Origin of the sequence: Actinomycetospora sp. NBRC 106375, assembly GCF_030269665.1 — a bacterium.
In the GTDB taxonomy this organism is placed as follows: Bacteria; Actinomycetota; Actinomycetes; order Mycobacteriales; family Pseudonocardiaceae; genus Actinomycetospora.
Genome location: NZ_BSTS01000003.1, coordinates 340102 through 365271, shown reverse-complemented (window position 1 = coordinate 365271; position 25170 = coordinate 340102). Strand labels below are relative to the sequence as shown.

Annotated in this window: 23 protein-coding genes and 1 pseudogene; 7 read left to right on the top strand and 17 right to left on the bottom strand. The window is 75.3% G+C overall.

Annotated elements, in window-relative coordinates:
- Nucleotides 1–153: 153 nt before the first annotated feature.
- The 4 genes and pseudogenes from QSK03_RS07535 to QSK03_RS07520 form a co-directional block, all read right to left on the bottom strand.
- Nucleotides 154–963: pseudogene (locus QSK03_RS07535) on the bottom strand (zinc-binding dehydrogenase); the annotation flags it as partial.
- A 130-nt stretch (nucleotides 964–1093) separates the two neighbouring features.
- Nucleotides 1094–2119 (bottom strand): polysaccharide lyase family 20 protein, encoded by a 1026-nt coding sequence (locus QSK03_RS07530; RefSeq protein WP_285649943.1) that lies wholly within the window; start codon nucleotides 2117–2119, stop codon nucleotides 1094–1096.
- A 143-nt stretch (nucleotides 2120–2262) separates the two neighbouring features.
- A complete protein-coding gene (gene ligD, locus QSK03_RS07525; RefSeq protein WP_285649941.1) occupies nucleotides 2263–3297 on the bottom strand; it encodes a non-homologous end-joining DNA ligase in 1035 nt (344 codons plus the stop codon).
- A gap of 17 nt (nucleotides 3298–3314) precedes the next feature.
- Nucleotides 3315–3785 (bottom strand): MarR family winged helix-turn-helix transcriptional regulator, encoded by a 471-nt coding sequence (locus QSK03_RS07520; RefSeq protein ID WP_285649939.1) that lies wholly within the window; start codon nucleotides 3783–3785, stop codon nucleotides 3315–3317.
- A 48-nt stretch (nucleotides 3786–3833) separates the two neighbouring features.
- Here QSK03_RS07520 and QSK03_RS07515 point away from each other — a divergent pair, with 48 nt between their 5' ends.
- The 4 genes from QSK03_RS07515 (at nucleotide 3834) to QSK03_RS07500 (ending at nucleotide 6001) form a co-directional block, all read left to right on the top strand.
- A complete protein-coding gene (locus QSK03_RS07515; RefSeq protein ID WP_285649937.1) occupies nucleotides 3834–4151 on the top strand; it encodes a hypothetical protein in 318 nt (105 codons plus the stop codon).
- Nucleotides 4152–4189: 38 nt separating this feature from the next.
- Nucleotides 4190–4615, top strand: coding sequence for a peptide-methionine (R)-S-oxide reductase MsrB (gene msrB, locus QSK03_RS07510; protein WP_285649935.1), 426 nt, complete (start codon nucleotides 4190–4192; stop codon nucleotides 4613–4615).
- A gap of 46 nt (nucleotides 4616–4661) precedes the next feature.
- Nucleotides 4662–5417, top strand: coding sequence for a class I SAM-dependent methyltransferase (locus QSK03_RS07505; RefSeq protein WP_285649933.1), 756 nt, complete (start codon nucleotides 4662–4664; stop codon nucleotides 5415–5417).
- A gap of 164 nt (nucleotides 5418–5581) precedes the next feature.
- A complete protein-coding gene (locus QSK03_RS07500) occupies nucleotides 5582–6001 on the top strand; it encodes a PH domain-containing protein (RefSeq protein ID WP_285649931.1) in 420 nt (139 codons plus the stop codon).
- Nucleotides 6002–6004: 3 nt separating this feature from the next.
- Here the strand turns inward: QSK03_RS07500 and QSK03_RS07495 are convergent, their stop codons facing one another.
- From QSK03_RS07495 to hemE, 5 genes are all read right to left on the bottom strand, one after another.
- Nucleotides 6005–6322 (bottom strand): hypothetical protein, encoded by a 318-nt coding sequence (locus QSK03_RS07495; RefSeq protein ID WP_285649929.1) that lies wholly within the window; start codon nucleotides 6320–6322, stop codon nucleotides 6005–6007.
- Nucleotides 6323–6418: 96 nt separating this feature from the next.
- Nucleotides 6419–7111 carry a hydrogen peroxide-dependent heme synthase gene (hemQ, locus tag QSK03_RS07490; protein ID WP_285649927.1) on the bottom strand — a complete coding sequence of 231 codons (693 nt, stop codon included), beginning with the start codon at nucleotides 7109–7111 and terminating at the stop codon, nucleotides 6419–6421.
- Between the two features lie 82 nt (nucleotides 7112–7193).
- Nucleotides 7194–8546 carry a DUF2252 domain-containing protein gene (locus QSK03_RS07485; RefSeq protein ID WP_285649925.1) on the bottom strand — a complete coding sequence of 451 codons (1353 nt, stop codon included), beginning with the start codon at nucleotides 8544–8546 and terminating at the stop codon, nucleotides 7194–7196.
- Nucleotides 8547–8568: 22 nt separating this feature from the next.
- Nucleotides 8569–10014: a protoporphyrinogen oxidase gene (gene hemG, locus QSK03_RS07480; RefSeq protein WP_285649923.1), complete on the bottom strand. Its 1446-nt coding sequence runs from the start codon at nucleotides 10012–10014 to the stop codon at nucleotides 8569–8571.
- Nucleotides 10011–11054: a uroporphyrinogen decarboxylase gene (gene hemE, locus QSK03_RS07475; protein ID WP_285650095.1), complete on the bottom strand. Its 1044-nt coding sequence runs from the start codon at nucleotides 11052–11054 to the stop codon at nucleotides 10011–10013. The genes hemG and hemE overlap by 4 nt, the downstream gene beginning before the upstream one ends.
- Nucleotides 11055–11253: 199 nt before the next feature.
- Here hemE and QSK03_RS07470 point away from each other — a divergent pair, with 199 nt between their 5' ends.
- The 3 genes from QSK03_RS07470 to QSK03_RS07460 all read left to right on the top strand — a co-directional run bounded on the left by QSK03_RS07470 (nucleotide 11254) and on the right by QSK03_RS07460 (nucleotide 14488).
- Complete coding sequence (locus QSK03_RS07470; RefSeq protein WP_285649921.1) at nucleotides 11254–11859, top strand: DUF3000 domain-containing protein; 606 nt, start codon at nucleotides 11254–11256, stop codon at nucleotides 11857–11859.
- Nucleotides 11860–12293: 434 nt separating this feature from the next.
- On the top strand, nucleotides 12294–13010 hold the full coding sequence (locus QSK03_RS07465) for a response regulator (RefSeq protein ID WP_425550260.1): 717 nt from the start codon (nucleotides 12294–12296) through the stop codon (nucleotides 13008–13010).
- 188 nt (nucleotides 13011–13198) lie between these two features.
- A complete protein-coding gene (locus QSK03_RS07460; RefSeq protein ID WP_285649919.1) occupies nucleotides 13199–14488 on the top strand; it encodes an HRDC domain-containing protein in 1290 nt (429 codons plus the stop codon).
- Here the strand turns inward: QSK03_RS07460 and QSK03_RS07455 are convergent.
- The 8 genes from QSK03_RS07455 to QSK03_RS07420 form a co-directional block, all read right to left on the bottom strand.
- Complete coding sequence (locus QSK03_RS07455) at nucleotides 14467–15588, bottom strand: sensor histidine kinase (RefSeq protein WP_285650090.1); 1122 nt, start codon at nucleotides 15586–15588, stop codon at nucleotides 14467–14469. The two genes, QSK03_RS07460 and QSK03_RS07455, sit on opposite strands and share 22 nt — an antisense overlap.
- Nucleotides 15589–15712: 124 nt before the next feature.
- A complete protein-coding gene (locus QSK03_RS07450) occupies nucleotides 15713–16384 on the bottom strand; it encodes a response regulator transcription factor (RefSeq protein ID WP_285649917.1) in 672 nt (223 codons plus the stop codon).
- A gap of 52 nt (nucleotides 16385–16436) precedes the next feature.
- Nucleotides 16437–18425 (bottom strand): 1-deoxy-D-xylulose-5-phosphate synthase, encoded by a 1989-nt coding sequence (gene dxs, locus QSK03_RS07445; protein WP_285649915.1) that lies wholly within the window; start codon nucleotides 18423–18425, stop codon nucleotides 16437–16439.
- A gap of 87 nt (nucleotides 18426–18512) precedes the next feature.
- Nucleotides 18513–19103 carry a class I SAM-dependent methyltransferase gene (locus QSK03_RS07440; RefSeq protein ID WP_285649913.1) on the bottom strand — a complete coding sequence of 197 codons (591 nt, stop codon included), beginning with the start codon at nucleotides 19101–19103 and terminating at the stop codon, nucleotides 18513–18515.
- Entirely contained in the window at nucleotides 19100–20446 is a 1347-nt protein-coding gene (locus tag QSK03_RS07435) for a M20 metallopeptidase family protein (protein ID WP_285649912.1), read from the bottom strand. The genes QSK03_RS07440 and QSK03_RS07435 overlap by 4 nt, the downstream gene beginning before the upstream one ends.
- Nucleotides 20443–21636: an amidohydrolase family protein gene (locus QSK03_RS07430; protein ID WP_285649910.1), complete on the bottom strand. Its 1194-nt coding sequence runs from the start codon at nucleotides 21634–21636 to the stop codon at nucleotides 20443–20445. The genes QSK03_RS07435 and QSK03_RS07430 overlap by 4 nt, the downstream gene beginning before the upstream one ends.
- Nucleotides 21637–21680: 44 nt before the next feature.
- Nucleotides 21681–22901, bottom strand: coding sequence for a class I SAM-dependent RNA methyltransferase (locus tag QSK03_RS07425; protein ID WP_285649908.1), 1221 nt, complete (start codon nucleotides 22899–22901; stop codon nucleotides 21681–21683).
- Nucleotides 22898–25033, bottom strand: a complete 2136-nt coding sequence (locus QSK03_RS07420; protein ID WP_285649906.1) for an APC family permease — start codon at nucleotides 25031–25033, stop codon at nucleotides 22898–22900. Before QSK03_RS07420 ends, QSK03_RS07425 begins: the two co-directional genes overlap by 4 nt.
- Nucleotides 25034–25170 lie beyond the last annotated feature (137 nt).

The window sequence follows — 25170 nt, the reverse complement described above, 5'->3', positions numbered from 1 at the left end:
CGCGCCCGGGCTCGTTGCAGGCCACTCTTGACCGCCGCGCTGGTGGTCCCCAGGACCTCCGCGGTCTCGGACGCGGAGAACGCCAGGACGTCGCGCAGGAGCCAGGTCGTACGCGGTGGGCCGGCCGGGCGGCACGACGCCGGCGGCGACGAGCCCGGCGAGCTCGCCCAGGACCTCGCCGAAGACCGTTGGAGCGGCCCGAATCAGCGCGCCCAGGTTGAACCCGACGACGTGGACCGGGTGCCGGTAGACCAGGTCCCGGGTCGTCAGCGTCGCCTCACCACCCGCCGAGCCCGTGACCACGACGCGGCCGGTCACCCGCTTCGCCGCGGCCAGGCTCGCGGCGAACACCGCACCGCCCGCCGACTCGAGCACCAGGTCGACGCCGGCGCCCGCGGTCAGGTCCCGGACCTCGGCGGCGAGGTCGGCGCCGCGCGCGTCCAGGACGTGGTCGGCGCCCAGGTCCCGCACGACGCCGTGCTTCTCCGGCGAGGCGGCCCCGAGGACGACCGCTCCACGGTGCTTCGCCGCGACGACCGCCGCCTGCCCTGTCGCGCCCGCCGCGGCGTGGACCAGCACCGTCTGCCCCGCCGTGAGGCCGCCGAGCGGACCGAGGGTGGCCAGCGCGGTCGGCCAGTTCACGACCAGACCCAGTGCCTCCTGCTCGGTCCAGCCCTCGGGCAGGGGCATCGCCGCCGCCGCGGGCAGGACCACGAACTCGGCGAACGCCCCGTCGCCGACACCGACGACGCGGCTCCCCGCCGCCGGACCGGTGACGCCCTCGCCCCGCGCGACGACGACCCCGGCGGCCTCGAAGCCGGCGGTGTACACGGGACGGGGGCCGTCCCCGAACGTGCCACGGGCCTTCGCGACGTCCGCGAAGTTCACCCCCGCCGCGACGACGCGGACGAGGACCTCGCCCGGACCCGCGACCGGCGTCGGCGCGTCGGTGACCAGGTGCATGTCCTGCGGTCCGTCGAGGGAGGTCTGCTGCAGCGCGCGCATGGTCACGGGCCCTTCGTCGCCGGGGAACGGAGGCGGGCGTGCCTCCCTCCTGGGTGGACCCGGGACGGGACCGGAAGGAATCGGTGTCTCAGGGCCCGGTGACGCGCAGCCCGTCGAGCAGCACCCACGTCGCGGGGCCCGTGTCCCGGTAGACGCCCTGCTTGAGGTAGTTCTCGTCGCTGGTCATGGTCGCCCGGGCCTCGCGGGGAACGGTGGCGACGCCGTTCTCCCAGCCCTCGACGAAGCCCGCGTCTTGGTCGCGGGAGAACCTCACGTGCAGGGTGTAGTCGACCCACTCGCCGCGTCGGACCGGCCCGAGCGTGCGGCGCGGCTCGCTCTTCAACCCGTCGCCGCCGATCTGCACGTCACCGTCGTTGCTGACGGTGATCGCCAGCGGCGGTGACCCGGAGCCCGCGTGCCACTGCATCACGATGAACCACACGCCGGTCGGGTTCGGGAAGTCCGCCGGGAACTTCATCGACCACTGGTACCAGCGCTCGTCGCCGTCGTGGACCACGACGCCGTCGGCGTCCGAGCGCACCTCGGCCCGCTCGCCGCCGCCGAAGTCGGGGACGTCGCCCGGCGCGACGTCGAACCGCGCGGCGTACCGGCCCTGGCGGACGTCGTCGGTGACGATCCGCATCGTCCGGTCCCCCTGCCCGAAGCCGGCGCACCGCGAGTTGGTGGTCGCCGTCTGGCAGATGTCCCACTGGCTGAAGTCGCCGGTCTCGTAGTCGCCCCGGAAGAGCTGGCGCGGACCGACCGGGACCACCGGTCCGCCACGGTCGTTCGGGTACGCGGTGGCCGGGTCCTCGGGCGGCGGGGTCGGTGTGGGCGACGTGGTCGGCTCCCCGGGCGTGGTCGTCGTGGTGGGGCTGGTGGTCGTGGTGGGCGTCGTGGTGGTGGGCGTGGTCGGGTCGGTCGGCGGCGGGGGCTCGAAGCCCTCGTCGTACCGCGACCGGGGGTCCGGTGTGGGAGGCGTCGGCGACGGTGTGCCGGCCGCCGTCAGGGTGACACGGACGCCGTCCGGCGCCGCGGCGAGCACGGGCACGAGGCCCACGGCGAGGAGGAACGCGAGCGTCCCGACCACGTGACGACCCACAGCACCGGACACCGCGCGCCTCCCGCCGCCGGACGGGACGGCGGGCGCCTCCCGATCCTCTGGAGATCGACGATCACGTACGGGACGCGTGGGGGGCGAGTGTCGCGTGTGACGACTGGCCGTTCCGGTGACTTACAGCCGCGTGGTTCGCGCGCTCAGCTGACCGTCTTGCCCGTCGTGTCCGCGCGGGACCGGCTGGGCTGCACCCGCTTGGGCTCGCCGGGCATCTTCGGGTACTCCGGCGGATAGGGCAGGTCGCCCAGGTCGTGGTCGCGCTGGTCGCGCTCGACCCACTCCAGGACCGTCTCGAGGCTGCCCGGGTCGTCGTGCAGTCCCGCCAGCGCGTCACCCCGGTCCGCGAGCACGCCGGCGGCGGTGAGGACGTCGAAGTCGTCGGGGTCGACGTCGGCGAGGTCGTCCCACGCCAGCGGCATCGACACCGTGGCCCGCGGGGTGCCGCGCACCGACCACGCGGAGGCGATCGTGCGGTCGCGGGCGGCCTGGTTGTAGTCGAGGAACACGCGCTCGCCGCGCTCCTCCTTCCACCAGTCCACGGTCGCCTCCGAGGGGATGCGTCGACACACCTCGCGGGCGAGCGCGATCACCGCGCGGCGCACGCCGACGAAGTCCCACTCCGGGCGCACCGGCACCAGCACGTGGATCCCGCGCCCGCCCGAGGTCTTCGGACGCCCGTGCAGCCCGGCGTCGTCGAGGACCTCCCGCAGCACGCCCGCTACCCGCACGGCGTCGGCGAAGTCGGTGCCCGGCTGCGGGTCGAGGTCGATCCGCAGCTCGTCGGGCTGGTCGACCTGCCCGCGGCGCACCGGCCACGGGTGGAAGTCGAACGTGCCGAGGTTGGCCGCCCAGGCGGGCACCGCGGTGCGCGTCGGGCAGATCTCCGTGGCGGGCCGCCCGCTGGGGAAGCGGACCTCGACGGTGTCGACCCACTCGGGAGCGCCCTTGGGCACCCGCTTCTGGTAGAAGAACTCGCCGGTGACGCCGTCGACGAACCGCTTGAGGTGCGTCGGGCGCTCGTAGAGGACGGCGAGCAGGGGCTCGCGCACCGCGACGTAGTGCTCGACCACCTGCCGCTTCGTGATCCCCCGGTCCGGGAAGTAGATCTTGTCGGGGTTGGTGACGCGCACGGTCAGGCCGTCGACGTCGATCTCCTCGGCCGGGGACTTCGCCACGGCGGCAGGTTAGGCCCTCAGCCCTCGCCGGTCACGATGCTCTCGTCGGCGGTGCGCAGCCGGTCGGCCAGCGCCTGGAGCTCGCGGCGCAGGCGTGCAAGGTCCTCCTCCTCCATGCCGGTCTCGGCCCGCACGCGTTGCTGGACCGCGAACACCGGCTCACGCAGCGCCTCGCCCTCCGGGGTGCACGTGACCTCGACGGTGCGCTCGTCCTCCGGGCGGCGCCGGCGCACGACCCGGCCGCGCTCCTCGAGACGCTGCAGCAGCGGCGAGAGCGTGCCGCTGTCGAGGTGCAGCTCGCGGCACAACCGGCCCATGGTGGTGGGCCCGTGCTCCCAGAGCACGAGCAGCACGACGTACTGGCTGTACGTCAGGCCCAGCGGGGCGAGGCCCTTGCGGAACGACGCGGCGATCGCCCGCGACGCGTCGTGCAGCGCGAAGCACAACTGCGCGTCGAGCGTCGTGGTCGCCGTGGTGTCCGTGCTCATGGCACCAGGGTAGGCCCGCCGTGAAGACCCGCGGGTTACCGTGGCGCGATGACCTCGCCCGATATGCCCCGCGACGGGGATCACACCGGTCCGCCGGGGCGCTTCGCCGAGGATCTCGTCGGTCTGGACCCGGACGATCCCGAGGCCCGGGCCTTCGCCGCGCACCTGGACCGCATGGAGCGCGTCGGCCCGCCGGCGTTCACGGTCGAGGGGCAGCTGGCCGGCGTCCGCGACTTCGCCGAGTCGGCCAACCGTGCCGGTGGGGCGCGCAGGCTCGCCGCGGTCGTGCTCGTGGCCCTGGTGCTCCTGGGCACCGGCTTCGTCATCTTCGAGGCGCTCGAGGTCGTGCTCGGCGCCGCTTTCTGAGCCGTCGGACGGGGTGCGCGGCGTATTAGCCTGGGTGCATGAGCAGTGACTCCTCGATCGGCGCCCCGAAGGTCAGCAAGTCCGACGACGAGTGGCGCGAGCAGCTCTCCCCGGAGGAGTACCAGGTACTGCGCCAGGCGGGCACCGAGCGCCCGTTCACCGGCGAGTACGACGAGGTCTTCACCGAAGGCGTCTACTCGTGCCGGGCGTGCGGCGCCGAGCTCTTCCGCTCCGAGACCAAATTCGCGTCGCACTGCGGGTGGCCGTCGTTCTACGCGCCCTCGGCCGACGACAACGTGATCCTGCGCGAGGACCGCGCGATGGGCATGACCCGCGTCGAGGTGCTGTGCGCCACGTGCCACTCGCACCTGGGCCACGTCTTCAGCGGTGAGGGCTACGGCACCCCCACCGACCAGCGGTACTGCATGAACTCGGTGAGCCTGCACCTCGAGCCCACCGGCTGAGACGGGTCGCCCGCAGCGGGGGCGGGCACGTTACGGTTTCCTGTCAATGTCATCGACGACCGCACTCGCGCCTCCGCGCCGGATCTCGCGCGGCCTCGCCCGCGACCTCGGCCGCCGTCTCGCCCGCCGCCTGCACCCGATCCAGCCCCGTCGGCTGCTCGTCGCGGCCGGTCGCCAGCTCTCGACCCGTCAGCTGACGGGGCTGCGCACCGCCCTCGGCGCGCTGGAGCAGGGCAACTGGATCCGGCAGATGGAGGCCCACGTCCCCAACCGCGGGGACCGGTTCGACGTGTTCGCCGAGATCGTCGAGCGGCTGCGCTCGCCGCGGCCGCTCTACCTCGAGTTCGGCGTCCACGAGGGCCGGACCCTGCAGTGGTGGAGCGAGCACCTCGCCACGCCTGGCGCCCGCTTCGTCGGGTTCGACAGCTTCGACGGGCTGCCGAACGACTGGCACCAGGACGCCCCGGCGGGCAGCTTCGCCACCGGGATCGTCCCGCGCTTCGACGACCCGCGGGTCGAGGTCGTGCTCGGATGGTTCTCCGACACCCTCCCCGGGCGCGAGCTGCCCGAGCACGACGAGCTGGTCGTCAACGTCGACTGTGACCTGTACTCGAGCACCCGCGAGGTCCTCGACTGGCTCGAGACGCACCTCCGCCCGGGCACCCTGGTCTACTTCGACGACCTCTTCGACCACGACGCCGAGCTCCGCGCGGTGTGGGAGTGGGTCGAGGAGCACCCGGAGACCGTGCGGCCGCTGTCGATGGCGCGCTGGGGACAGCACCTGCTCCTCGAGTACTGCTGACCAGCCCTCTGGTCCGTTCGGCCCAGTCCGGGCCCCCGGGATGCGGCTTTCCGGCCGCGTGCCGGTGTCCGTGACCACCCGCGGGGGGCGTGTCGGGGCAAGGTCGTTACCGTCGGGAGACGGCCAGCCCGCTCCGTCTCGAAGGAGAGAGGACGATGCCGTCGATGACGCACCCGACCCGCCCCGGCACCGCGCCCCACCACACGCGGCGCCCGCACCCCCTCGCGGCGCGGCTCCCGCGGTTCGACGAGAGCGTCCAGTACGACGTCATCCGCGACAGCCTGATGCCCGAGGAGCACATCGACGGCGTGTACGCGAGCGACAGCGCCATCGCGCTGTGCGGGCTCACCAACCGCCGCGTGATCCTGCTCGACACCGCGTTCCCCGGGGCCCGGGCCGCGCTCATCACGGCGCCGTACAGCCGCATCACGACCGTCGCGTTCGTCTCGACCGAGGACGACCCGATCTTCTCCCGCACGGTCGCGATCCAGATCGGCCGGACGTTCTACGAGGTCGCGTGCCGCGGCGAGGAGCAGGCCGCGGAGATCCACGACCTCGTCACCTGGCACCTCATCGACCACTGACCCTCACGCGGTGAGGGCGGGCGTCTCCACGGGGGCGGTCGCGGCGAGCTCCTCGATGCCGACCGCGGCGATCCCGCGCTCACGGGCCACGCGGACGACGTCGCCGAGCAGCGCGGGCCAGGTGCACACCACGGCGTCGACGTCACGGCCGACGAGCTCGCCGACCCGCGCGGCGATCCGGGTGCGGACGTCTCCGGTCGGGTCGAGCAGCGTGCGGTCCACGACGTGGACGTCGGTCACGCCCGGCGCGTGCTCGGCCAGCAGCCGGCGTGCCGCGTGGACATGGGCCGCCGCCACGTGCAGGAAGCCGACGGTCGCCACACACGGAATATGTCACGTCGCGCTGCGTGGTAGGGCAACTTGATCGATGTACGGCTCGTCCGGTACGGCGGACGGCACCCGATCAGGGGAGCGCGCTCAGGGAAGTGCCGTGACCAGCTGGCCCGGGGTGACACGCGGCCCCGTGAAGAACGGGACCTCCTCCCGGACGTGGCGCCGGGCCTCGGTCGCGCGCAGGTCGCGCATGAGGTCGACGATGCGATCGAGCTCGTCGGCCTCGAAGGCGAGGATCCACTCGTAGTCGCCCAGGGCGAACGCCGGCACGGTGTTGGCGCGGACGTCGGCGTAGCCGCGGGCGGCCTTGCCGTGGTCGGCCAGCATGGTGCGCCGCTCCTGGTCGGGCAGCAGGTACCAGTCCAGCGACCGGACGAACGGGTAGAGGCAGAGGTAGCCCTTCGGCTCCTCGCCCGCGATGAACGCCGGGACGTGGCTCTTGTTGAACTCCGCGGGCCGGTGCAGCGCCGTGCCCGACCAGACCGGGGTCGAGGCGCGGCCGAGACCGGTGCGGCGCAGCGCGGTATAGGTGGCCTGCAGGGCCTCGATGTCCGGGGCGTGGGTCCAGACCATCCAGTCGGCGTCCGCCCGCATGCCCGCGAGGTCGTACATCCCCCGCGTCACGACGCCCTTGCCCTCGGCCTGCTCGAGCACCCCGGCGACCTCGTCGCCGAGCGCCGCGCGGTCCTCGGGCAGCCGCGCCGGGTCGGTGCGGAACACCGACCACATCGCGTAGCGCAGGGTCGAGTTGAGCTCGTCGTAGTTCAGCCGGGCCACGGCCCCATGGTGCCACCCGGGAGACGGAGCGCAGCGGAGCTCGACCGATCGACGGCGTCGTCGGGCGCACGTGGCCCGCCGATCACAGCGACTCCTCGGCGCTCGACACCCCGGGCACGCGGTCGGCGCGGAACGCCTCGACGAAGCGGCGGTGGTCGTCGCGGACCACCCCGGCGTAGTCGCGGCCGAACGCGACGAGGTCGGCGACGAACGCGTCCTCCCGGTCCCCCACGACGGCGAGGACCGCGTCCTCGACCTGTCCGGCCACCAGCGCCTGCTCGGAGTCGGCGTCGCTGACGCAGTGGGCCCGGGCGGTGGCGCGACCCAGCTGCACGAGCACGTCGCGCAGCTCGCGGGGCTCGGTGAGGTCGTCCCAGTCGAGGTCGTTCTCGTACGGCGAGAGCTCGCTGACGACGTACCCGGTGCCGCCGAGCACGGTCCAGCCGAGCAGCCGGTCCGCGTGGGCCTGCAGCGCCCGCCGGGACAGCGCGGTGCGGTGACCGTGGTGACGGAACGACGACGCGATCTCCGGGTCGTCCACCGCGCGGCTCGGCGCGGCGCGCACGGCCTGCTTCATCGACAGGACGATGTCGTTGTCGAGCGCCTCGGTCGGGCCCTCGATCAGCACGTTGTAGGCGGGCAGCCCGGCGCTGCCGATGCCGAAGCCGCTGCGCCCGACGACGTCGTGGACGGTGTAGGCCTGCGCGGGCCAGCGCTTCGCCGGAGGGATCGTGTCGAGGTAGGCCTCGTAGGCGGCGACGACCTCGGCGCGCTCGGCGTCGTCGAGGCGCCGGACGCCGGGGCCCAGCCGGAACACCCGGTCCTCCCCCTCGATCTCGGTGAGGTCGTCGAGCAGGGCGCGCCGGCTGCGCTCCCGCGAGCGCTGCAACGCCGCGCGGATCGGCCCGTCGGTGTTGTGCCTGGTCAGGGCGAACTCGCGCTCGGCGGAGCCGCCGGCGAACGAGCGCACGGCGGCGAGGTACGCGCGAAGGTAGGCGGCGTTCAGCGCGTCGATGTCGGCGTCGGAGAACGCCTTGGACCAGCCGAGCAGGGCCACGCTCGCGACGAGCCTGCGCAGGTCCCAGGTCCAGGGCCCGAGGTAGGCCTCGTCGAAGTCGTTGACGTCGAACACGAGCACGCCGTCGCCGTCGAGGTAGGTGCCGAAGTTCTCGGCGTGCAGGTCGCCCTGGATCCACACCCGCCGGGTGCGCTCGTCGACCCACGGGTCGTCGCGGTCGGCGAGGTCGGCGTAGAACAGGCACGCGCTGCCCCGGTAGAACGCGAACGCGTCGGCCGCCATCTTGCGGAACTTCGTGCGGAAGCCCGCCGGCGAGGCCGCCATGAGGTCGGCGAACGCGTCGGCGAGCGTCTCGACGATGACCGTCGTCCGCTCCTCGTCGTCCCGGGCCCCGAGCGCCCCGGCGAGATCGTCCATACCCGGGAGTCTGGACCGGTCGTCAGGCGCGGGCCACAGCCGCCAGGTGGGCGGCGACGCGCTCGGCCGCGGCGTCGGCCGTGGCGAGGCAGGCCGGGACGCCGACGCCGTGCAGGGCCGCCCCGGCGACGGCCAGCCCGGGCAGGGCGGCGACGCCGTCCTCGATGGCCGCGACACGGTCGAGGTGGCCCACCCCGTACTGCGGCAGCCCGCCGGGCCAGCGCACGACGGCGGACTCGACCGGGACCGCGTCGACCCCGGTGAGGGCGGCGAGGTCGTCGCGCGCGGCGCTGACGAGGTCGGGGTCGTCGCGGCGCAGGGCGTCGAGCGAGGCGGCGTCGCCGTACTTCCCGATCGACAGGCGCAGGACCGCGGTGTCCTCGGGGTCGTCGGTGTCGGGCGCGAGGTGCGGCCACTTCTCCGCGCTGAACGTGGCCGCCTTGATCGTCCAGGGCAAGCCGTCGGGACGCCGCTCCCCCGCCCCGATGAGCACCCCCGAGCGCCCGGCCAGCGGCGCGGCGGCCGCTGCCGGCAGGGCGAGCACGACCAGCGCCGACGACGCGAGCTCGATCTCCCCGGCCGCGCGCGCCGCGCCGGGGGCCTGGTCGGCGAGCAGGCGCCGCACGGCGGGGGGCGGCACGGCCAGCACGACGGCGTCGACGTCGAGCGCGGCCGTCTCCCCCGACTCCGCCGCGAGCTCCACGCGCCACCCCTCGGCGGTGCGGCGCACGGCGGTCACGGTGCGCCCGAGGCGGATCTCGGCGCGGGCGGCGAGCGCGAGCGTGGCGGGCAGGTCGGCGAGGCCCCCGCGCAGGGTCCCGAACACCGGCACCGGCGGCGCGCCCTCGACCGGGGGCGCCGGGAGGCAGGCGCGGGCGGCGGCCAGCAGCGAGCGCGGGTCGGCGTCGAGGGCGGTCGCGAGCGCCGGCACGGTCGCGCGCACCGAGAGCCCGTCGGCGTGGCCGGCGTAGACCCCGCCGAGCAGCGGGTCGACGAGGCGGTCGGCCACCTCGTCGCCCAGACGCTCGCGCACCAGCGCGCCCACCGCGACGTCGCCGCCGGGCTCCCAGGGCCCCGGGCGGTCGGCGCGCAGGGCCGCGACCCCGGCCGGGGAGAGCGCGTCGCCGACGACGTCGGGGTCGCCGGGCACGCCCATCACCGTGCGCGGCGGCAGGCCCACCGTGCGCCCGCCGACGCGCAGCGCGGAGGCGGCCGATCCCGGGTGCACCAGCTGGTCGCCGAGCCCGAGTTCGGCGACGCGCGCCGCCGCCTCGGGCCGGCGGGCGAGGAAGGCCTCGGCGCCGACGTCGACGCGGCGCCCGCCGACCTCGAGCGCGGAGAGCTTGCCGCCGAGCGTGCGGGCCGCCTCGGCCACCACGATCTCGGCGTCGGGCCCGAGCAGCGTGCGCAGGCGGTGTGCGGCGGCGAGACCGGTGACCCCGCCGCCGGCGACGAGGACGCGGGTCACGGGACGGCGTGGACGACGTCGACCACCCGGGCGAGGACGTCCGGGTCCGTCTCGGGCAGGACGCCGTGGCCCAGGTTGAACACGTGGCCCTCCGCCGCGGAGCCCTCGGCGAGGATCCGGCGGACCTCGCGCTCGACGACGTCGTGGCCCGCGAAGAGCAGCGCCGGGTCGAGGTTGCCCTGCAGCGCCCGGCCCGGCCCGACGCGGGCGGCGGCCACGTCGAGCGGGACGCGCCAGTCGACGCCGACGACGTCGGCGCCGGCCTCGCCCATCGCACCGAGCAGCTCGCCGGTGCCCACCCCGAAGTGGATGCGGGGCACCCCGGCGTCGGCCAGCCCGCGCAGCACCCGGGCCGAGTGCGGCATGACCAGCTCGCGGTAGTCGCGCTCGGACAGCGCGCCCGCCCAGGAGTCGAACAGCTGCACCGCGTCGACCCCCGCGGCGATCTGCGCCCGCAGGAACCCGAGCGTCATGTCCGCCAGCGCGGAGCACAGCGCGTGCCAGGTGTCCGGCTCGGCGTGCATCAGCGCCTTGGTGCGCTCGTGGTTGCGGCTCGGCCCGCCCTCGACGAGGTAGGACGCGAGCGTGAAGGGCGCGCCCGCGAAGCCGATCAGCGGCGTCTCCCCCAGCTCGCCGATCAGCAGCCGCACGGCCTCGGCGACCGGGGCGGCGCCGTCGGGCTCGAGCCGCGGCAGCGCCGCGACGTCGGCGGCGGTGCGCACGGGGTGCTCGACGACCGGGCCGGTGCCGGCGACGATGTCGACGCCGACACCCGCGGCCTTGAGGGGCACGACGATGTCGGAGAACAGGATCGCGGCGTCCACCCCGTAGCGGCGCACCGGCTGCAGGGTGATCTCGCAGGCGAGGTCGGGGGTCAGGCAGGCCTCGAGCATCCCGGTGCCCTGCCGGACCTCCCGGTACTCGGGCAGCGAGCGCCCGGCCTGGCGCATGAACCACACCGGCCGGCGCGACGGCCGCTCGCGCCGCGCCGCGGCGAGGAACGGGGCGTCGGGCAGGTGCCGCCGCGCCGTGCTGCCCATGCCGTCCGTGCTGCCCGTGCTCACGACCCCTGCCCCGCTCATGGTCCCGCCATCCTCCCACGACCCCCCGGGAGCACCGTGCGCGTGCTCCGGATGCCGGTACCGGTGACGGGCGGGACGAACGGTCACCGGTGGGACGCCTGGGGCGGCCCGGCGTGGGAGGTACAGATCAGAACCCGTTCGGCCTACTGTCATCGAGGTGACGGCGCCCACCACCCACCCCGAGGCGTTCCGGCGCGCGGTCGAGTCCCTCGACGACCTCCGGACGCGCCCGGAGATCGAGCTGCGCACGATGCGCCCGCCCCAGCGGCTGGCCCCGTACTCGGCCGCCTGGAGTGCCGAGGTGCTCGCGACCCCGCCGGCGCCGGGCGCGGGCGAGGTGGACGACGCCGACGTCGTGGTCACGGGCCGCCTGGTGCTGCTGCACGACCCCGAGGGCCAGGACGCCTGGGACGGCACCCTGCGGGTGGTGACCTTCGTGCGGGCCGAGCTCGACCCGGAGCACGCCGGGGACCCGATGCTGCCCGAGGTCGCCTGGTCCTGGCTCACCGGGGCGCTCGAGGACTCGGGCGCGAGCTGGACGGCGCTGGGCGGCACCGTCACGCAGACGTCGTCGGTGCGCTTCGGCGACATCAGCGGGCCGACCCACGCGACCGATCTCGAGCTGCGCGCGTCGTGGACGCCCACCGAGGAGATCCTCACAACGCACGGCGAGGCGTTCGCGGGCGTTCTCGCGATCGCCGCGGGACTTCCGCCCGAGGGCGTGACGACGCTCGGTGCCCGTCGCGCCGGGCGTTCCGGCTGACATTCTCCCGGTACTGGCGGTATCGCTTCCGCAATTCTGTACGTGCATCTGCAGGTCATCCTGCACCATCCAGGGATGCACAGGCTGCCGTCCGATCAGCCCGTGAGTGCTGCGTCGGTCACGCGCAGGCACTGCGTCGTTGGTTGCAGCCCGGATGCGTCGGTCGGCGCCACCGAGCACTCTCCGTAGCAGCGACTACACGCAGTGTCACATAGAGACGATTTCGTGGAGTCTGTCCACTCCAACGTGTGACCGCGGCCGCGTAACACGCGAAACTCCACCGAGCGAAGTTGGCCCTGATGCTCTCGTTAACTCGCCCGGGGGGATATCTTCTCTCGCACGCACTTCCTCGTCCGATCGGCGGCGCGGTCGATGGTTCGAGGGCCCGGTGCGGAATGTCGGGGGGCAAGACCGACTTCTAGGAGGTACTCGACGTGGCAACCGTGGGCCCAGGCATGGCCCTTCGCGGCGTCGCGAGCGGCTTGCTGCCGCCGGCCATGGTCCCGCATCCGCGGGAAGAGATGTTCACTGTCCTGGTGGTCGACGACCACCCGCTGCTGCGCGAGGCGATCGCCCAGCGGCTCTCCTCGATGGGCGCGGGCACCGTCCACGAGGCGGCCTCGATCTCCGAGGCCCGCACCCGGGCGCTGGCCAGCGGGCCGTGCGATCTCGCGATCCTGGACCTGGGGCTGCCCGACGGCAGCGGCCTGGACCTGATCGCCGAGCTCCGTGCGCAGGGCTGGAACCGTGTCGTGGTGCTGGCGGCCTCGGACGACCCGTCCGCGGTCCGGGCGGCCTTCCAGGCCGGCGCCCAGGCGTACCTCCTCAAGTCGGCCTCGCCCGGCGTCGTCACCGACGGCGTGCGGCGGGTCCTGGAGGGTGGCCTGTACGCCGACCCGTCGGTCGCTCCGCTGCTCGCGGCGGGCACCCGCGTGCCGGCGACGGACAACACCCCGCGGGAGCTCTCGGCCCGTGAGGTCGAGGTGCTGCAGCTGGTCGCCGACGGGCGCTCCAACAAGGAGATCGGCGACGCGCTGAGCCTCTCGGCGCTGACGGTCAAGAGCCACCTCTCCCGGATCGGGCGCAAGCTCGGCACGGGTGACCGTGCGCAGATGGTCGCGCTGGCCATGCGGGCCGGCGTCATCCGCTGAGCGCGAGGGCACGCGGGTCGGCCGCCGAAGCAGGGCGGCCGGCCCAGGTCTCGCGGTCCACGGACCCCGCCGGGGGCGCCGGCGGGGTCCGTGGCCGGACCGTCCGCGGGAGATCCGGGCCCGACACGCCCGCGACTTGCTCCGGATCTCCGGCGGATGACGGCGCGGAGGGGCAGACTTCCTCCTCCGTGACGACCGACACGGATTCCGCACCGGACGGGCAGGCGGAGGCACCCGACCCGGACGTCGTCGACCTGCTCGAACCGGCCGACGGCGTACCGCCACTCGTCGCGGACGCGACCGCGCTGGCGGACGCCGCCGCTCGTCTGGCGTCGGGCACCGGTCCGGTCGCCGTCGACGCCGAGCGGGCCTCGGGCTACCGCTACTCGGCGCGCGCCTACCTGGTGCAGCTGCGGCGCGAGGGCACCGGCACCCTGCTCGTCGACCCCATCGCGTGCGGCGGCGACCTCACCGCGCTCGGCGACGCCCTGCGCGGCGTCGAGTGGGTGCTGCACGCCGCCTCGCAGGACCTCGCGTGCCTGGACGAGGTCGGCATGCGCCCCGACAGGCTCTTCGACACCGAGCTGGCCGGCCGCCTCGTCGGCTATCCGCGCGTCGGCCTCGGCCCGCTCACCGAGCACCTCCTGGGCGTGCGGTTGCAGAAGGGCCACGGCGCGGCCGACTGGTCACGCCGCCCCCTGCCCGACGACTGGCTCACCTACGCCGCCCTCGACGTGGAGCTCCTCGTCGACCTGCGCGACGCCGTCGCCGCCGACCTCGAGCGCCAGGGCAAGACGGCGTGGGCCGAGCAGGAGTTCGAGGCCGTCCGCCTCGCGCCGCCGCCGCCCCCGCGCGCCGAGCCGTGGCGTCGCACCAGCGGCCTGCACAAGGTGCGCCGGCCCGCCCAGCTCGCCGTCGTGCGCTCCCTGTACCGCTCCCGTGACGAGCTCGCCGCGGCCCGCGACGTCGCGCCCGGGCGCCTGCTGCCCGACGCCGCGATCGTCGACGCCGCCGTGCGCGAGCCCGCGACCCGCGACGACCTCACGGGCATGCCCGTCTTCCGCGGCCGCGCGCAGCGCCGCCTCGCCGAGCGCTGGTGGTCGGCGATCCAGCAGGCGCGCGCCCTGCCCCGCACCGAGCTGCCCGCGAGTGCGGCGGCGCCCGACGGCCCGCCGCCCGCGCACCGCTGGGGCGACAAGGACCCGGCCGCGGCCGCCCGCCTCGCCGCCGCCCGCGCGGCGCTCGCCGGGCTCTCCGAGCGCGTCGGCACCCCGGTGGAGAACCTCGTGACGCCCGACCTCGTGCGGAGGCTGTGCTGGTCACCGCCCGAGGCCGACGCGGACGCCGTCGGCGCAGCGCTGCGCGCGCTCGGCGCGCGCCCCTGGCAGGCGGAGCTCGCTGCGCCCCTGCTGGCCGAGGCGCTGCGGGCCGAGCCGCCCGCCGCCGAGGACTCCGCTCAAGAATCCGACGGCGCCTGAGCCTCCGCGCGCAGCGGCAGCTCCACCGTCACCGCGAGGCCGCCGCCCTCGACCGGCTCGGCGACGACCCGCCCGCCGTGCGCGCGGGCGACCGCCCGCACGATCGACAGCCCGAGTCCGGTGCCGCTGCCGGTGCGCCCGGCGCCGCGGCGGAAGGGCTCGAAGAGCTCGGTCACCATCGCCGGCGAGACGACCGGCCCGGACGAGGACACGGCCAGGACCGCGTGCCCGTCCTCGGCGCCGGTGCGCACCGTGAGCCAGCCGCCCTCGACGTTGTGGCGCACCGCGTTCTCGACGAGGTTGCCGGCCACCCGCCCCAGCAGCGCGCTGTCGCCGGTGACGGCGGCCGGGGCGAGGTCCGTCCGCACCCGCAGGGCGCGGTCCCGGGCCTCGGCCCGCAGGGCGTCGAGGGCGGCGGGCACGGTCTCGGCGAGGTCGACCGGCTCGGACGGCACCGTGTCGGCGGCCTCGGTGCGCGCGAGCAGCAGCAGGCCCGCCACGAGGTGCTCCGCGCGGCGGGTCGCGTCGCGGATCACCTCGCCCATGCGCCGGAGCTCGGCGGCGTCGGCGTCCGGGTCGGCGAGCGTCACGTCGACCTCGGTGCGCAGCACGGCCAGCGGCGTGCGCAGCTCGTGGCTCGCGTTCGCGACGAACCGGCGCTGCGCGTCGAACGCGGCCTGCAGGCGGTCGAGCATGGCGTCGAAGGTCGCGGCGAGCTCGGCGACCTCGTCCCGGGGCCCGGAGACACCGATCCGCGCGTCGAGCGACTCGGCGGACAGGCGCCGGGCCGTCGCGGTGACGTCGTGCAGCGGGCGCAGCACCCGCCGCACCAGGACCCAGGACACGAGCCCCGCGGCGAGCACGACCATCGCGAACGCGATCGACCCGACGCGCAGCACCTCGGTGCGCGCCGACTTCCCCAGCGCGTCCGCCAGCTCCCCGGCGGGAACCCGGACGCCCTCGACCAGCACCGGCGTCCCGGGCGGCAGCTGAGGCACGGCGGCGACGACCTCGCCGACCAGCATCCAGCCCAGCCACACCAGCAGCACGGCGACCACGGCGACGAGACCGGTGGCGAGCAGCGTCAGGCGGACGCGCAGCCCGGGGCCCCGGCGCTCGTGGGACGAGCGCTCGAGCTCGGCGGGCGCGTCGACCCGGGTGGCTGCCACGTCCGGACAGTACGACCCGCCGCGTCTGGCCCCCGCGAACGGTCGGGCCGGGACCTCAGACCGTGGCGGGGGCGTGCACCGGGACGCGGTAGCCGGAGCCGACGACGGTGTCGATGATCCCGGGGTCGCCGAGCTTCTTGCGCAGGGTCATCACGGTGACCCGCACCGTGGTGGTGAACGGGTCGGCGTTCTCGTCCCACACCCGCTCGAGCAGCTCCTCGGAGCTGACGACCGCGCCGCTCGCCGAGAGCAGGACCTCGAGCACGCCGAACTCCTTGCGCGTGAGCTCGAGGGGGGCGCCGTGGCGCGTCACCGTGCGCTTCGACGGGTCGAGCACGACGTCGGCGGCGCGCAGCACCGGCGGCACGGCCGGGGTGGCGCGACGGCCGAGGGCGCGCACGCGGGCGACGAGCTCCGGGAAGTCGAACGGCTTGGGCAGGTAGTCGTCCGCGCCCAGCGCCAGGCCCTCGATCTTGTCGCGCAGCGCGCCGCTGGCGGTGAGCATGATGACGCGCGTGACGCCACCGACGATCTCGGCGCACAGGTCGTCGCCGGACATCCCCGGCAGGTCGCGGTCGAGGACCACCACGTCGTAGCGGGTGATGCCGACCTTCTCGCTGCCCTCGTCGCCGTCGTATGCGACGTCGACCGCCATCCCCTCGCGGCGCAGGCCCCGGGCCAGCGCGTCCGCCAGGGCCTGCTCGTCCTCCACGATCAGTACTCGCACGTCCTCCACGGTGCCACAGGTCACCTGAGCAGGCGCTGAGAAGAATCCCAGCTCAGCGTGCGAGATCCGCGTCCGGGACGGTGAGCGCGTCCCGGCGCGACACCCACTCGGTGACCCGGCGGGCGACGTCGGCGTCGGTGAGGCCCGCGGCGGCGAGCACCTGCCCGCGCGAGGCGTGGGCGAGGAACGCCTGGTCGAGCCCGAGCCGGTGCACCGGGACGTCGATCCCCTCGGCCGAGAGCGCCTCGGCCAGCGCCGACCCGACGCCGCCGTGGCGCCCGCCGTCCTCGACGGTGACCACGAGACGGTGCTCGGCGGCGAGGTCGGCCAGCGCCCGCGGCACCGGCTGCACCCAGCGCGGGTCGACGACGGTGACGCCGATGCCCTGGGCCGTCAGACGCTCCGCGGCCTGCACCCCGAGCTCGCCGAACGCGCCGATCGCCACGAGCAGCACGTCGGGCACCTCGGGCAGCGCGCTGTCGGGCAGACGGTCGACGGCCGTGGGGCGCGGGGCGACCCGCGACGGGCGCGACGGCTCGGCGAGGACGTCGACCCGGCCGGGGCCCTCGGCGGCCCCGAGCGTGCGCAGCGCGGGCACCGAGGCCGGGACCGCGCCCTTGGACCAGCGCAGGGCGGTCGGACCGTCGCCGATGGCGACGGCCTCGCGGAGCTCCTCCCGCAGCGTGACCGCGTCGCGGGGCGCGGCCACGCGCAGGCCGGGGACGATCCCGAGGATCGACAGGTCCCACATGCCGTTGTGGCTGGCGCCGTCGCTGCCGGTGACCCCGGCGCGGTCGAGGGCGATCGTCACGGGCGCGCGGTGCAGCGCGACGTCCATGAGCATCTGGTCGAACGCCCGGTTGAGGAACGTCGAGTACAGGGCGACGACGGGGTGCAGGCCGCCGGCGGCGAGCCCGGCGGCGGAGGTCATCGCGTGCTGCTCGGCGATGCCGACGTCGAAGAGGCGCTCGGGGTAGGACTCGCCGAACTTCGCGAGCCCCGTCGGGCCCCCCATCGCCGCGGTGATCGCGACGACGTCGGAGCGCTCCCGGCCCAGCTCGAGCATCGACTCGGTGAACACGGTGGTCCAGTCCCGCGGCTTCGGCCCGACCGGCCGCCCGGTCTCCGGGTCGAGCGGCCCGGGCGAGTGCATGAGGTCGGCCTCGTCGGCCTCGGCCGGCGCGAAGCCGCGGCCCTTCGCGGTGACGGCGTGCACGACGACCGGGCCGCCGAAGTCGCGGGCGCTCTGCAGCGCGTGCTCGAGGGCCTCGACGTCGTGCCCGTCGACCGGCCCGAGGTACTTCAGGCCGAGGTCGGCGAATAGCGGCTGGGGGCTCAGCGCGTCCTTCACCCCGGCCTTCGCGGCGTGCAGGGCCGAGTAGAGCGTCGACCCGACCAGCGGCAGCCCCTGCACGGCGCGCTTGCCGTGCTCGAGGGCCTGCTCGTAGCGGGGCAGCAGGCGCAGCGAGGAGAGCTTTCGCGAGAGCCCGCCGATCGTCGGGGAGTACGACCGGCCGTTGTCGTTGACGACGATCACGACGGGCCGGTCGGGGGCGGCCGCGATGTTGTTCAGCGCCTCCCAGCACATCCCGCCGGTGAGGGCGCCGTCGCCGACGACCGCGACGATCGCCCGGTCGCGGCCGGTGAGCGCGTCGGCCTTCGCCAGCCCGTCGGCCCAGGACAGGGCGGTGGAGGCGTGGGAGTTCTCGACGAGGTCGTGCTCGCTCTCGGCGCGGCTCGGGTAGCCCGACAGGCCGTCGCGCTGGCGCAGCCCGTCGAAGTCGCCGGACCGGCCGGTGAGGATCTTGTGGACGTAGCTCTGGTGGCCCGTGTCGAAGACCAGGGCGTCGCGCGGCGAGTCGAACACGCGGTGCAGGGCGAGGGTCAGCTCCACCACACCGAGGTTCGGGCCGAGGTGGCCGCCGGTGCGGCACACCTTGTCCACGAGGAACGTGCGGATCTCCGTCGCGAGGGCGGACACCTCGTCCGCGTCGAGCCCTCGCAGGTCCGCAGGGGTGCGGACACGGTCCAGCAACGTCACAGGACACCTCGGCTCGGCGGGTGGACGGCTACGGCCCCGCCAGTCTACGGAGCCGCGGCGGCCCCGCAGCGTGCGACGACGTGGGTCTCAGTGACGCGGGCGACGGGCGAGGTAGACCACTGCCGGCGGCACGTTCGCCAGCACCGTGCGGCTGACCACGACCTCCTCGAAGTTCGCCTCGAGGTTGCGCTGCACCTGCTTCGCGGTCGGGAAGAACCGGATCCAGGCGTGCGCGAGCTGCGTCACGGCGCCGCCCGGGGCAGCCAGCCGGGCCAGCGGCGCGAAGATCGAGCGGTCCTTCGGCGCCGTGGCGAGCCAGGGCAGGCCGGAGACGGCGAGATCGACGCGCACGCCCTCGGCGAGCAGGCGGTCGACCACCGCGTGGGCGTCGTCGCAGATCACCTCGACCTTCGGGTGGCGCTCGGCGAGGACCTCGGCCATCCGGGGGTTGAACTCCACCGCGATGTGCCGGCCGCGCCCGTGCAGCCGTTCCTGGATGACGTCGGTGACCTGGCCGGTGCCGGCGCCGAGGTCGAGCACCACCGGGTCACCGGTCTCGGGCAGGGGCGCGGCGGCCTGGCGGCACAGCGGCGGGAAGCTCGGGAAGAGCGCCGCGACGTGCAGCGGGTCGCGGAGGAACTCGCGGGCGAAGGCCTGGATCGCCTGGGTCTCGGTCACGATGGCTCGTCGGCTCCGGGGTGCGAGGGGACGGCGGGTGGCGCGAGCGCCGCGCCCGTCGCGGTGACGGCGGCGAGGAGCGCGCGGGCGACCTCGCCGACCATCGCGTCGTCGGGCGAGAACTCGGGGTGGTGCAGGCCCGGTCCCTCGCCCGGGGTCGTCCCGGCCGCGGCCGTGCCCACGAACAGCATCAACGACGGCAGGTGCTCACCGTAGTGGCTGAAGTCGTCGGCGCCGCAGGAACGGAAGGTGGTGTCGAGCACGAGACCCGTGACCTCGGGACCGTCGTCACCGGCCGTCCCACTGCCGTTCACCCGGTCGTCCGCGCGCCGGCTGCCGAGCGCCCGAGCGACCGTGCGGGCCAGCGCCTCGTCGTTGACGACGGCCGGCTCGTTGGGCACGACGGTGAGCGTCGCCTCGCACCCGTACGCCCGGGCCGTGTTCTCGACCACGGCCCGCACGGCGGCGAGCAGCTCGTCGCGGTCGGCGTCGAGCGCGCGCACCGTGCCCCGCGCCGTGGCGGTCTCGGGCACGACGTTCGGCGCCGACCCGGCCTCCATCTGCCCGAGCGTGATGACGCCGGCGGTCATCGGGTCGACGCGGCGGGACACGATGTGGTGCACGCCGCTGACGATCTCGGCCAGCGCCAGCACGGGGTCGCGGGTGCGGTGCGGGTAGCCGCCGTGGCCCCCGCGCCCGTGCACCTCGATCTCGATCTCGTCCGCCGACGCGTTGACCGGGCCGCCGCGCACCGAGACGGTGCCGCGCGGCAGCTCGGGCTGGACGTGGACGCCGACCATCGCCCCGGCACCGTGCGCGGTGAAGCGCGCGTCGGCGGCGACGTCGGCGGCACCCGACGGCGCCTTCTCCTCGCGCGGCTGGAACACCCCGAGCACCGGCGTCGGGACCCGGTCGGCCCCGGCGCGCGCCAGGGCCCGCAGGACGGCGACCAGCGCCGCGACGTGCACGTCGTGCCCGCAGACGTGGGCGGCGGGGCCGGTGGCGCTGAAGGGCAGGCCGGTGCGCTCGACCACCGGCAGGGCGTCGAGCTCGGCGCGGACGGCGACGGCGGGGACGCCGGCGTCGGCCCGGGCGCCGAGCCGCACCATCGCGCCGGTGTCGGCGACCGGGTCGGGCGTGCCGGGCAGGACGTCGGCCAGGGCCTCGAGCACCAGGTCGCGGCTGTCGGCCTCGTCGCCGGAGAGCCGCGGCTCGCGGTGCAGGGCGTGGCGCAGCGCGACCGCGGCGTCCAGCTCGGCGTCCAGCGCCGCCCGCAGGCCCGGGTCGACGCGGGGCGGGACGGCGGCGTGCGGGGTGGTGTGGGGGGTGTCGGGCACGGTCACCCCGGCATCCGCCCGTAGACGCGGCGCGCGTTGTCGGTCCCGATCATGGTGGCCACCCGTTCGGCGTCGGCGGGCGCGAGCTCGTCGGTCGCGCAGAGGTGCTCCAATAGACCACCCAGCGCCGACCGGAACCGCAGCGCCCCCAGCAGGTGCAGCTCCGGGAGCCCGAAGGCGTCCGAGGAGTAGAGGACCTTGCCGTAGGGCGCGAGCTCGAGCAGCTCGGCGACGACCGTGGCGGCCCGCGCACCGATGTGGGGCACGGCGAGGCCGACGTCGACGTGCACCACCGCGAACACCTGGGCGAGCCACGCCGCCTCCCGGTGGTAGGGGTAGCAGTGCAGCAGCATCAGCGGCACGCCGAGCGGCTCGACGAGCCGGGCGAGGTCGATGAGCAGGGCCGGGTTGGCGCGGTGCAGGTCCTCGTCGCGGTCGCCGAAGCCGGTGTGCAGCTGCAGCGGCAGGCCGGTGTCCAGGCCGGCCCAGAGCCCGTGGCGCAGCAGGACGGGGTCGCGCAGCGGCGCGCCGGTGTCCGCGCGGTCGCGCAGCCAGCGGCCGGCGGCCTGCTCGACCTGCGCGGGCTCGGGGCGGGTCGGGTCGACGTCGAGCCCGGCGCGGTAGGCCAGGACGCTCTTGGTGGCCACGGGCACCGGGTCGGCTGCGCCGTCGGTGCGGGCGGCGACGGCCTCGCGCAGCGCCTCGCCGTAGCCCGCGGCGTCCACCCCGGCGTCCGCGACCGCCTCGGCCACCGCCTCGAGGCGCACCACGTCGCCGACCGGGGCGCCCGCCGCGGTCCCGAGGGCCGCGGGGGCGAGCAGGTCGCCGGCGGCGAAGCCGTGGTCGACGAGCAGCGCCCCCACCCCGGCGCCGCCGAGGAAGCGCCGGTTCACCTCGTCGGGCCCGAGCTCGGCGCGGCGGGCGAGGTAGTCGTCCGGGGCCGCGTGGGCGGGGAGGTCGAGCGCGGGCGCGCACCAGCGGCGCACCGAGAACCCGAGCGCGGAGTCGAAGCTGCTCGTGCCCGCGGCCGGGGCGGCCCCCTCGGTGAGCAGCGCCTCGAAGCCCGCCCGGTCGAGCGGGCCGTCGACGACGCTGTGGCAGTGGTGGTCGACCAGGCGCACGCCGTCGAGGAAGTTCACCGGCCCGGCCGGCACGAGTCCCGCGCTCACCAGGCTCCCGCTCGGGCTCCCGCTCACCGGTGACTCCCTCGACGCCGCCGGGTCCTGTGTACCGGAGCGCCTCACGTCGCGAGCAGGGTTGCGACGCATTCGACGTGATGGGTCATCGGGAAGGCGTCGAACGCCCGCAGGTGCTCCAGCCGGTACCCGTGCTCGGCCAGCGCCGCGACGTCGCGGGCGAGCGCGGCGGGGTCGCAGGCGACGAGCACGATGCGCGCGGCACCCTGCTCGCCGAGCTCGCCGGCCAGGCGCCGTCCCAGCCCTTTGCGCGGCGGGTCGGCGACGATCACCGACGGCGGGCCCGGCAGGCCGCCGAGCGTCTTCTCCACCCGGCCGCGCACCACCTGCACCGCGGGCAGGTCGGCCAGGCACTCCCCCGCCGCGGCCGTCGCCGCGGGATCGTTCTCGACCAGCACGACGCGGCCGCCGGGGCCGACGCGCTCCGCGAGCGGCGCCGCGATCAGGCCCGCACCGCCGTAGAGGTCCCAGACGCACGCGCCGGCCTCGAGGTCGCCGGCGCCCTCGAGGACCGCGTCCACCACCGCGTCGGCCGCGTGCGGGTGGACCTGCCAGAACGCCTCGGCCGGCAGCGCCCAGTCCCGCCCCGCGGCCCGCTCGTGCGCGACGCCGCTGCCGACCTCGGGGTGCCGCTCGCCCTCGAACAGCTCGGCGGCGTGGACCTCGCCGTCGGCGTCGCGGACCACTTCGACCTCGGCGGTCGGTGTCCACTCCCGCTCCAGGACCGGCAGCAGCGCCCCGGGCGCCGCGATCGGGCAGTCGCCGACCGGCAGCACCTCGTGGCTGCGGTGCGCCCGCAGGCCGGGCCGTCCGTCGTCGGTGACCGCCATCCGCATCCGCGTGCGCCAGTCCAGCGGCCCGCCGGGCAGTTCCTCGACGACCACCTCGCGCTCGACCCCGGCCAGGTGGGCGAGCTGCTCGGCCACCACCGCCGCCTTGAGCGCGCGCTGGGCCGCGGGGGTCGCGTGCTGCCAGTCGCAGCCCCCGCACCCGCCGGGGCCGGCCCAGGCGCACGACGGCTCGACCCGGTCCGGCGACGCCGCCAGGACGGCCACGGCGTCGCCGCGACAGAACGAGCCGCCGCCGTCCTCGGTGACCACCACCCGCACCCGCTCGCCGGGCAGGGCGTGGCGGACGAAGACCACACGGCCGTCGTGGCGGGCGACGCAGTGGCCGCCGTGCGCCACGGGACCGACGTCGACCTCGAGGAGGCGGTCGGTCCAGTCGAGGGTCCCGGCGGCGGCGTCGGTCCCGGCGGGGCTCATCGCGGGCGGGCCGGCGTCTCGTCGCGCGGGCCGCCCGGGCGCGACGGGCCCGACGGGGCGCGGTCTGCCGTCGCCGGGCTCGGCGGCGGGGCCGGCGCGGCGTCGGGCGGCGCACCGGCCGCGGTCGTGCCCGGGGGCGGCTCGTAGCCCCGGCGGGCCGAGCCGGGGGCGCCCGGGGGCCGGCGGGCCGCGGCCCGCTTCGAGGACTCCAGCTGCCACGGCACGCTGACCACCATGACACCCTGCTGGAACAGCAGGCGGCCCTTGAGGCGCAGCGCGCTCTGGTTGTGCAGCAGCTGCTCCCACCAGCGCCCGAGGACGTACTCGGGGATGAACACGGTGACGACGTCGCGCGGGTTGTCGGTCCGGATCCGCTTGACGTACTGCAGGATCGGCTTCGTGATCTCCCGGTAGGGCGACTCGACGACCTTGAGCGGCACCGGGATGTCCCGCGCCTCCCACTCCGCGACGAGCGAGCGGGTGTCGGCGTCGTCGACGTTGACGGTCAGCGCCTCGAGCACGTCCGGGCGGGTGGCCCGGGCGTAGGCGACGGCGCGCAGCGTCGGCATGTGCAGCCGGGAGACGAGCACGATCGCGTGGTTGCGGCTGGGCAGCGTGCTCGTCATGACGTCCGGGGCGGCGATCTCCTCGCTGACCCGGTCGTAGTGGCGCCGGATCGACAGCATCATGAGGAACGCCAGGACGCCGGCGACGATGGCGATCCAGGCTCCGACCATGAACTTGGTCACCAGCACGACGAGCAGCACGGTGCCGGTCATGGCGGTGCCGAAACCGCTGATCCAGCGCGAGCGGGTCAGCCGGGTCCGCTCCCCCGTGTCGGTCTCGGTGCGCAGCAGGCGGGTCCAGTGCCGCACCATCCCGGTCTGGGACAGCGTGAACGAGACGAACACGCCCACGGTGTAGAGCGGGATCAGCGCGGTGACCTCGGCCGAGAAGCCCACCACGAGCACGACCGCGAAGAACGCCAGGAAGAGGATCCCGTTGGAGAACGCGAGCCGGTCGCCACGGGTGTGCAGCTGGCGCGGCAGGTAGCGGTCCTGGGCCAGGATCGAGCCGAGCACCGGGAAGCCGTTGAAGGCGGTGTTGGCGGCGAGCACCAGGATCAGCGCCGTGAAGATCGTGACCGCCCAGAACCCGGGCGGGAAGCCGTCGAACACCGTGCGCGCCAGCTGCGCGATCAGCGTCTCCTGGCGGTAGCCGGGCGGGGCGCCGACGAGCTGCTCGGGGCGCTCCGACATCACCACGCCCGAGGCGCGCGCGAGAGCGATCATCCCCGAGAACAGGAACACCGAGATCAGCCCGAGCATCGCGAGCGTCGTGGCCGCGTTCCGCGACTTGGGCTTGCGGAACGCCGGCACGCCGTTGGAGATCGCCTCGACGCCGGTCAGCGCCGCGCAGCCCTGGGTGAACGACCGGAGCACGAGGAAGACGAGGGCGAGCTGGGAGAGGTCGCTCGTCGAGGAGCCGCCGTCCTCGGTCAGCACGCCGAAGCCCGCGCTGGGCGCGACGAGGCCGTCGCCGAACACGACGCGCAGCACGCCGACGACGATCATGCCGGCGAGGCAGACGATGAAGCAGTAGGTGGGGATCGCGAACGTGATGCCCGACTCGCGCACCCCGCGCAGGTTGATCGCCGTGAGCACCAGGATCGCGGCGACGGCGAAGAACACCTTGTGGTCGCCGACGAACGGGATGAGGGCCCCGAGGTTGTCGGCGGCCGACGAGACCGAGACCGCGACGGTGAGCGTGTAGTCGACGAGCAGGGCGCTCGCCACGGTGAGCCCGGCGTACTTGCCGAGGTTGACCGTCGCGATCTCGTAGTCGCCGCCGCCCGACGGGTAGGCGTGCACGTTCTGGCGGTAGCTCACCACGACCGTCGCCAGCACGACGATGACGGCCACCCCGACCCACGGCGAGAGCACGTAGGCGCCGAGCCCGGCCAGCGAGAGGGTGATCAGCACCTCCTGCGGGGCGTAGGCGACCGACGACAGGGCGTCGGAGGCGAACACCGGCAGGGCGATGCGCTTGCGCAGCAGGGTGCCGTGCAGTTCGTCGCTGCGGAACGGGAGACCGAGCAGCAGTCGCTTGGTCGCCGTGGCGAGCTTGGGCACAACCGGAAGCGTAGGCGCGTGGGGGCGCTCCGGCGCACCCGGCGCAAGGGCACGTCCGAGGGTCGGGAGGTCGGTCGGACGGACGCTCCGGGCGATACGGTGCGCACCGCCCACAGGCAGCGGTCGGGGAGGCAGGG

Bases quoted from the DNA above. Each gene is read 5' to 3' on its own strand.
- QSK03_RS07520 (WP_285649939.1), bottom strand. From the start codon at position 3,785: ATGAGCACGGACACCACGGCGACCACGACGCTCGACGCGCAGTTGTGC.
- QSK03_RS07515 (WP_285649937.1), top strand. From the start codon at position 3,834: ATGACCTCGCCCGATATGCCCCGCGACGGGGATCACACCGGTCCGCCG.
- msrB (WP_285649935.1), top strand. From the start codon at position 4,190: ATGAGCAGTGACTCCTCGATCGGCGCCCCGAAGGTCAGCAAGTCCGAC.
- QSK03_RS07505 (WP_285649933.1), top strand. From the start codon at position 4,662: ATGTCATCGACGACCGCACTCGCGCCTCCGCGCCGGATCTCGCGCGGC.
- QSK03_RS07500 (WP_285649931.1), top strand. From the start codon at position 5,582: ATGACGCACCCGACCCGCCCCGGCACCGCGCCCCACCACACGCGGCGC.
- QSK03_RS07485 (WP_285649925.1), bottom strand. From the start codon at position 8,546: ATGGACGATCTCGCCGGGGCGCTCGGGGCCCGGGACGACGAGGAGCGG.
- hemE (WP_285650095.1), bottom strand. From the start codon at position 11,054: ATGGGCAGCACGGCGCGGCGGCACCTGCCCGACGCCCCGTTCCTCGCC.
- QSK03_RS07425 (WP_285649908.1), bottom strand. From the start codon at position 22,901: ATGAGCCCCGCCGGGACCGACGCCGCCGCCGGGACCCTCGACTGGACC.